Source organism: Xaviernesmea oryzae, assembly GCF_900109605.1.
GTDB classification, from domain to species: Bacteria; Pseudomonadota; Alphaproteobacteria; order Rhizobiales; family Rhizobiaceae; genus Xaviernesmea; species Xaviernesmea oryzae.
Genome location: NZ_FOAM01000037.1, coordinates 1 through 7872 on the forward strand (window position 1 = coordinate 1; position 7872 = coordinate 7872).

At 60.3% G+C, this 7872-nt stretch carries 10 protein-coding genes; 5 read left to right on the forward strand and 5 right to left on the reverse strand.

All coding sequences use genetic code 11. The annotated features are described in order from the left end of the window. Positions 1–340 (forward strand): transposase (locus tag BMX61_RS23935; RefSeq protein ID WP_139199006.1); only part of this gene is annotated, 340 nt, incomplete at its 5' end. 354 nt (positions 341–694) lie between these two features. On the opposite strand, the gene BMX61_RS23940 is transcribed toward BMX61_RS23935, so the two are convergent. After that, a complete protein-coding gene (locus tag BMX61_RS23940; protein WP_075625320.1) occupies positions 695–1687 on the reverse strand; it encodes an aldo/keto reductase in 993 nt (330 codons plus the stop codon). Between the two features lie 106 nt (positions 1688–1793). Further along, on the reverse strand, positions 1794–2570 hold the full coding sequence (locus BMX61_RS23945) for an SDR family NAD(P)-dependent oxidoreductase (protein WP_075625321.1): 777 nt from the start codon (positions 2568–2570) through the stop codon (positions 1794–1796). A gap of 110 nt (positions 2571–2680) precedes the next feature. On the opposite strand from BMX61_RS23945, the gene BMX61_RS23950 reads away from it, so the two are divergent. The 3 genes from BMX61_RS23950 to BMX61_RS23960 all read left to right on the forward strand — a co-directional run bounded on the left by BMX61_RS23950 (position 2681) and on the right by BMX61_RS23960 (position 5045). Further along, positions 2681–3625 carry a LysR substrate-binding domain-containing protein gene (locus BMX61_RS23950; RefSeq protein ID WP_075625322.1) on the forward strand — a complete coding sequence of 315 codons (945 nt, stop codon included), beginning with the start codon at positions 2681–2683 and terminating at the stop codon, positions 3623–3625. Between the two features lie 461 nt (positions 3626–4086). After that, positions 4087–4404 carry a PepSY domain-containing protein gene (locus BMX61_RS23955; protein ID WP_075625323.1) on the forward strand — a complete coding sequence of 106 codons (318 nt, stop codon included), beginning with the start codon at positions 4087–4089 and terminating at the stop codon, positions 4402–4404. Positions 4405–4433: 29 nt separating this feature from the next. Further along, a complete protein-coding gene (locus tag BMX61_RS23960) occupies positions 4434–5045 on the forward strand; it encodes a general stress protein (protein ID WP_075625324.1) in 612 nt (203 codons plus the stop codon). Positions 5046–5249: 204 nt separating this feature from the next. Here BMX61_RS23960 and BMX61_RS23970 read toward each other — a convergent pair whose 3' ends face one another. Beyond that, positions 5250–6173, reverse strand: coding sequence for an NAD(P)/FAD-dependent oxidoreductase (locus tag BMX61_RS23970; protein WP_075625326.1), 924 nt, complete (start codon positions 6171–6173; stop codon positions 5250–5252). Between the two features lie 130 nt (positions 6174–6303). Between BMX61_RS23970 and BMX61_RS23975 the strand changes: the two genes are divergently transcribed. Further along, positions 6304–6765 (forward strand): Rrf2 family transcriptional regulator, encoded by a 462-nt coding sequence (locus BMX61_RS23975; RefSeq protein ID WP_075625327.1) that lies wholly within the window; start codon positions 6304–6306, stop codon positions 6763–6765. Between the two features lie 146 nt (positions 6766–6911). On the opposite strand, the gene BMX61_RS23980 is transcribed toward BMX61_RS23975, so the two are convergent. Next, a complete protein-coding gene (locus BMX61_RS23980) occupies positions 6912–7553 on the reverse strand; it encodes an SDR family oxidoreductase (RefSeq protein WP_075625328.1) in 642 nt (213 codons plus the stop codon). After that, the coding region (locus tag BMX61_RS23985) for a transposase (protein WP_139198954.1) at positions 7554–7872 on the reverse strand (319 nt) is incomplete at its 5' end. It abuts the gene before it with no gap.

The window sequence follows — 7872 nt, forward strand, 5'->3', positions numbered from 1 at the left end:
GGCTTCGCACTACAACGCCGTTCCGGACCTGCTGGCGATACCTGTCGGCAAGCCGAGACTGTTCCTCGCCGACAAAGGATATGACGGTGATTTCCTGCGCGAGGAACTCCTGATCCATGGGATCAGGCCAGTCATTCCGCCGAAGGCCAACCGGAAGAACCCGCCTGCCTGTGACTTCCGGGCATACAAGGATCGAAACCGCATTGAGCGGATGTTCAACCGCCTCAAGCAGTTCCGTCGCGTTGCGACCCGATACGACAAGACCCGAAAATCCTTCTCAGCATTTCTCGCCCTGGCTGCCGCTAAGATATGGCTGCCATACTTTGTCAACAGGACCTAGCATTCTCGACTGGCAGTCAAGATCGTCTTGAGAAATAGTCAAACAGGCACCGCCGCAGGTGAAGGACTTATGCCAGGCAGGTTCGCAAGCTCAAGCCCCGCCGCTATTGCTCAGAATGCAGAAACCGACACCGCTCAGGCTAAATAAAAGCCGGATAACACGTGGGGGCACGGTCAGGGCAAGTCGAGATGACGCCGATGAACAGCCCTCCTGTTCCTCAGGCGCCAGCACTACGCCGTTGGATGAGCTCTAGGAAGCCCAACGCAGCGGCTAAAATAGCCGTGTTGTTAACGTGCCTCGCTACGAGGCACCCGGCCGCTCTTCAGGACGTCATCAGCCTCTCGCAAGCAGACCCTACCAACGCTGGTGGACATGCGGCGCGATGCGGTCGCGATAGAGCGTCCGTACCTGGTCCATGACGTTGGCCGGGATCGGTGGCACAGCGCTCGCGCCCGCATTGGCGATTGCCTGGTCGCGGCTTTTCGCGCCGGGGATGACGACGGAAACAGCGTCCTCCATCAAGATCCACCGCAGCGCGAACTGCGCCAGCGAAGCATCGCCAGGGATGAGCGCCCGCAATTCCTCGACTGCGTCGAGCGCGACCTCGAAGGGCACGCCGGAAAAGGTCTCGCCGACGTCGAACGCATCGCCATGGCGATTGAAATTGCGATGGTCGTCTGCGGCGAAGGTCGTGTTCCTGCCCATCTTGCCCGTGAGCATGCCGCTTGCCAGGGGAACGCGGACGATGACGCCGACATCGCGCCGCGCCGCTTCGGGGAAGAACAGGTCGGCGGGACGATGGCGGAACATGTTGAAGATGATCTGGACGGTCGAGACGTTCGGGAAGACGATCGCCTTGAGAGCCTCCTCCACCTTCTCCACCGATACGCCATAGAAGCGGATTTTGCCCGCCGCGACCAGATCGTCCATCGCACCGAAGACTTCTGGACGATAATAGACGTCGGTCGGCGGGCAGTGGAGCTGGACGAGATCGAGCGCGTCGACGCCGAGGTTCGCGAGGCTCCGATCGATAAAGGCTTCGAGGTTCGCTCTGGTATATCCATCCGCAGAATGCGGGCTGAGGCGACGACCGGCCTTCGTGGCAACGACCGGCCTTTGCCCCCCGCGCTCCTTCAGCACGTCGCGGATGATGCGCTCCGAGCGGCCGTCACCATACACGTCCGCCGTGTCGATGAACGTCATGCCAGCGTCGAGGGCGGCGTGGACGCTGGCGCGGGCGTCGGCCTCGTCCACATCCCCCCACGAGCCGCCGATGGCCCAGGCGCCGAAACCGATTTCCGAGACGTTCCAGTTGGTGCGGCCGAGACGCCGTGTCGTGATGGTCATGACGATGCTCCGTTGAATGGGCCTGACAAGGGCGGCTTGTTCAGCAGCGCGCGGTGATGGATCGGACGATGCCGAACTGCCAAGACCAAGCTGCCGAAGGCTGGCGTCAGGGCATGAGTTGTCCGCCATTCACCTCAAGGATCTGGCCGGTGATGTAGCCGGACAGAAGGGGCGAGGCGAGGAAGAGGTAGGCGCCGACGCATTCGTCCGATGTGCCGACACGCCCCATGGGAACGCTTTGCCGCTGGGCCTCGACCATTTCGGGACTGGTGTAGCGCTCATGAAAGGGCGTTGCGATGATGCCGGGTGCAACGGCGTTGACCCGAATACCCTCGCCGACAAACTCTTTTGCATGGCCGCGTGTGATCGTCGACACGAAGCCCTTGGCAGCCGCATAGAGGATGGCACCATTGCCGCCGCCGTTGCGTGCCGCGATCGAAGTCGTATTGATCACGAAGCCACCGCGTCGCTTCAAAAACGGAACGGCGGCGCGCGTTGCGGCGAGCACAGAGCGCGCATTAAGGTCCATGACGCGGGCATAATGCGCGTCGTCCACCTCCAAGGACGGCACCCGGCCCAGCATGCCACCGGCGTTGTTGACGAGGCCGTCAAGCCCGCCGAGCTTTCCCGCCGCAGCTTCGACCACGCGTTCGCTCTCACCCGGCTGGGACATGTCGCCCTGAACCAGAATTGCCTCGCCCCCGGCCTGCCGGATGTTTTCGACAACGACCTCGGCGGCAGCGGCGCTCTGGTTGAAGTGCACGGCGACCCTTGCCCGCTGCGCGGCAAAGGCCGTGGCCACCACGGCGCCGATGCCGGTGGAAGCCCCGGTCACGAGAATGGCCCTATCGGCTAGGTCAGGGATCTTGAGTGCATCCCACATGAGATCTTCTTTCGCACGGTTCGTTTGGCAGGAAACTATGCGTTGAGTGCACAGAAGCAAGCGTCTACGGTTGCATCCCATTCAACGATGTGATGAAGGAGGCTCATGTCATGCCGCCATTCCTGAGATCTGAGCTGCCCGATCTGGCGGCCTTCTCCGTCGTCGTGCGTCGCCGCAGCTTCAAGGCGGCGGCGATCGAATTGGGACTTACCACCTCCGCCTTGAGCCATGCGATCCGTCGGCTGGAGGAGCGTCTGGGGGCAAAGCTGCTCAATCGCACAAGCCGCAGCGTCCCGCCGACTGCCGCAGGGCTGCGGTTTGCCGCGCGCCTGGAGGTTGGGTTCGAGGAAATCGGCTCGGCACTGTCGGAGATCGATGACATCAGCTCCGGTGCGTTCGGGGAACTTCGCCTCAACATCCCGGCGGACGCGAGCCGCCTTTTGGTGAGCCCGGTGCTCGCCACTTTTCAGGAGCGCTTTCCTGACATGCGGTTGACGGTCGTCGTCGAGAACCGTCCCGTCGATATGGTGGCCGAGGGGTTCGATGCCGGCATACGATATGGAGACACCGTTCCGGAAGACATGGTGGCGATTGCCCTCACAGCCCCCTTGGAATGGGTTGTCGTCGGCGCGCCAAAATATCTCGACACGCGTGGCCGGCCGCGAGAGCCCCGCGATCTGACGACGCATTCCTGTTTGCGCCTGCTCTTGGGCGACAACTCGCATTTCCGATGGGAGCTCGGCAATGGCGACGCCATGGTGCGCATCGACGTACCCGGCACCTGTACGATCAGCGACACACAGACCACCATAGATGCCGCCGTTGACGGCCTGGGACTAGCCAATGTCTTGCGGCGACGCGTGGAGCCCGAACTGCGGGATGGCCGTTTGGAGGTGATCATGCCTGACTGGTCGTCCACAGGCGCAGGCTTCCACATGTACTATCCCAGCCGGCGGCAAAACCACCCGGCGCTACGACTGATGACCGACCTGATCCGAAGTCGGGAAGGGCTGGTTCGAGAGCGCCAGTTGGATCTCCTTTGCCGCCGTCAATGATCCAGAGTCATGTGCTTGGAGACCGAGTGCCCGACCCGTCCACTTTTTCCGCATCGCTCCGCCGCGGAACATGCGACGCTTTTTACTAACGTGTCATCCAGCCGATATGCGGCGCCCCAGCAAGTGCCCACGCGCGTCACCATCCCCATGGGTCCTTACAGCTGCATAAGACGGTTGCTGATGCTCAGATGCACCTCTCTCAACAAGATCCTGCTGTATCGCCCGGGCTAGACGAACGCAGTCCATTAGGCCAATTCCAAAGTCTAAAAATTCCGGAGCCGACGGAGTGGCTCCGTGTTTAAGCAAACTCGTCGAGTTGCCCACTGATAAGACGACGTTGCCAAACGATCGCCGGCGCAAGCTTTAAGGTGGCGAAATCATTATGGTTCTGCGGAACATTCTGATTGGCTGAAGCTTAATGAGCCGAGATCCAGATATGGGTCTGCAATGGAGGAACCCCGATGAAAAAAATCGTGCTCGCCACAGCTATTCTCGCTGCCTCGGCGTTCGGCGTAAACGCCCAGACAACACCCGCACCCTCGGCAAATGGTGACACGCCTGCCGTCGCAACGCCCGACTCCAGCAATCCGACGGCACCTGTCGAAGGGGCAAATTCGTTCACCGAGACTCAGGCCAAGGAGCGCATCGAAGCCGCAGGTTACACGCAGCTTGATGGCTTGATGCTCGACGATAAGGGCATCTGGCAGGCGAAGGCCATGAAGGACGGGAAACCGACTGCGGTTTCCATGGATTATCAGGGCAACGTCGTCTCCAAATAATACGCGCTCTCCCGCCAAAAGGTATCATCATGAAGACCGTCACAGGACTGTTCGACGACTATAGCGATGCGAAGGCCGCCGTAAACTCGCTTGAAGCGCGTGGCATTCATTCAGACGACATCAGTGTCGTCTCCAACAATGCCGATGGCCGCCACAAGGATGGCCCACATGAAAGCAATGCTGCTGAGGGGGCGGGCACCGGCGCTGGCATCGGAGCCGTCGTGGGCGGCGCCGGTGGCCTGCTGACTGGCCTTGGCATCATGGCCATTCCCGGCGTTGGTCCGGTCGTTGCAGCCGGTTGGCTCGCAGCGACTGCTCTTGGGGCGGTTGCAGGTGCCGCGGCCGGTGGCGCAGCAGGCGGTATTGTTGGTGCTTTGACATCGTCGGGCGTTGATGAAGATCACGCGCATGTCTACGCCGAGGGGGTTCGCCGAGGCGGCACGCTGGTGACGGCGAAGGTCGACGACGAGATGCAGATGGAAGCGGAAGCGATCCTGAAAAAGTCCAATTGGGTGGATCCGGTTGAACGTCGCGCTGCTTACCATGCCCAGGGCTGGACGAGGTTCGACGACACGGCTGCTCCATACGGCTCGGTGGATATCGAGCAGGAACGCGCGCGCTATCCTCGCAGGACACTGTAAACCACGTTTTCGTCTATGGAAAAGGCCGGAGCGATCCGGCCTTTTTGCATCTGCATCCACGACTTTTCCGTTCTCTGCAAACGCGCGACCCGGGTAAACGCAGCGCTCAGCATCATAATGTCAGGCAACTGAATGATCGCGCGCTGCCAAGAGAAGGTCTTGGAGCCAAACCCAGCCATGCAGTCGATCTGACATCCTACGAACTTACGCACGAGCAGCAGTTCCGAGCATCAATGATCTGTGCGCACCTACCCCTGCCAAGGCTCCATCGCCAACGGCCAGGGCGACAGAGGCCATGGGGCGTGCCGCATCCCCGCAGGTAAAAACGCCAGGCATACTGGTTTCCTTCATTGCGTCAGTCTTGATCGTTGAGCCGAGAGGACCCTGTTCCATATCGAGGCCGAGCTGCTGCGCAATCGAGGTGGACAGCTCGAAGGGAGCCAGCGCGAACAAGCCAGAAAAACATAGGGTCCGCCCATCAGCAAGCTGCACATCAGCGTGATTGCGAATGGCCATGACAGGCGAGTGCTCGATGACGACGCCACGCACTGCGAGGGCGTGAAGCTGATCTGTGTCCGGCTCGAATGCCTGGTTGAGGAGCAGGCTTGTCGGGCCCCAGTCCGGGAGCATGAGCGCATGGTGCATCGAGAGCGGTGAGCCGGCGATGACGCCAATCTTGCCTTGGTGTAGCTCGTAGCCATGGCAGTAAGGGCAGTGGAATACGCTTTTGCCCCAACGCTCCTTCAATCCATCGATGTCGGGCAGGATGTCACGGACGCCCAGCGCCAGGATCAGCCGGCGCGAATGGTAAATGGTCTCTCTCACCCCCACCTCAAATGACGGGTCTCCGGAGCCCACCTCAATGTGTCGCTGTGCGCTGTCTGCACGACCCGAAACCCATTCCACCGTCCTGTATTCCATCACCTGAGCACGGGCTTCCGCTGCGATTTCGGCGGGATCAACATGGTCTTGAGTCAGGAAGCCATGCGAGTGGGATGCGAAGCGATTACGCCGGAGGCCTTCGTCAACGATTAGAACCTTCTGGCGAGCCCGCCCGAGTTGAAGCGCGGCCGAAAGCCCGGCGTAGCTCCCTCCAATGATGATGACGTCGTAATTGACATGGCTCATGGAATTTCCTCTCAATCTCGCAACACCATAAGTATCGTGAAATCCCCCGTCAAGCTTCATGACACTTTGATTGTTTCTTGATGGCGCGTGGTGCTAGTATCACTGAGGAAAGCGCAATGGGGAGTAGAGGATGAGGCAGGACGGCCGATTATCGCGCATGCTGCATGTGCTGATCCATATGGGTCGGCATGACGGAGCGATGACGTCCGAGATGATCGCGAAGATGCTCGACGCCAACCCTGTCGTCATCCGGCGGACCATGGCGGGATTGCGCGACGAAGGCTATGTCAGCTCCGTGAAAGGGCATGGTGGCGGCTGGACATTGGCTCGCCCCCTTGAGAAACTGACACTTCTCGATATCTACCGAGCCGTCGGGGAACCGTCCATCTTCGCGGTTGGTCCCGCGTACGACATGCCGGGATGTCCGATCGAGCAGGCGGTCAACGGCACGTTGACGGACGTCTTCAACGAAGCCGAGGAGCTGCTGCGCAGGCGGTTCGCGGGCGTGACGCTTGCCGATATCGCCAGCGGTTTTCCCAGCGTGAGCGAATCGGACCACAGTCTAAGAACCACGTCTGACCATCGTGCTTGACGGTATATCGTGCTGAGAGGATTGCTCTCATGCCGTGACGGCTTGCGGCCAGATCAGAAGCATTGGAAACGAGCGCAAGAGAGGGGCACCGCTACCGTAGAAGGTCAAGTGTAACTCCGCGACCGCAGCCGACGAAGAGTGGCTCCTCAAGATTTGAAGCTGCCGCCGAACGCGGCGGGGGCCAGATCGGCTTGGGCAGCGCCCGTCCTGATCAGATCAAGGATCGTCTGAGCGACCAATTCGGGCTTGTGGGCAAATGAGACCATGTCAGCCTCTTGCGCCCTGGCAGTTTCTGCGCCCGATTTAACCGCGCCGTAGAATTCGGTCGCAGTGACGAAAGGGTGGATGAGCGAGACCGCGATGCCGGCAGCAGCCAGTTCCAAGCGTGCCACGCTTGAGAGCATGTTCAGGCCGGACTTGGAACTTGTATAGGCTGCAGAGCCGGGATAGGTCGCAAGGGTTGCACCCGAGCTGACATTGACGATGCTGCCTGCCCCCTGCTGATGCATGATGGGGATGACCGCCTGCATGAGGACCAGCGGGGCGACGAGATTGAGGTCCAGCAGTTCTCGAAAGTCATCGATACCAATGTCTTCGATTTCACCATGCAGACCTTGCCCGGCATTGTTTACCAGCGCGTCGATCCGCCCGAAGTGCTTGATGGCCGACTGCACAGCGTGATGAACTTGATCGGGACGCGTGACATCACAAGGCACGGCTAATGCATTACCGAGCTTGGCAGCCAAAGACGCGATGCGTTTCTCACGGCGGGCTAAAGCATGTCGCATTTATTCAGCCTCATATCCTGCGGCTTTGAAGAAGTTTCGGCATTCGGTGACGGAGAAGAGGCTGATGATGTCACCGAGGGCTTGGGCAAGCGCGTCGAAGCTTCTGGCGGCTCGCTTTCGTAAGAGCGCCTTGAGCTTTGAGAACGCCATTTCGATGGGGTTCAGGTCCGGCGAATAGGGCGGCAGGAAGAGCAGCCACGCTCCCTTGGCCTTGACCAACTGTTCTGCTCGTTCACTTTTGTGGAAACCGACATTGTCGAGAATGACGACATCGCCGGGCGACAGTGTCGGCACAAGCTGTGTCTCGATCCAGGTTTCG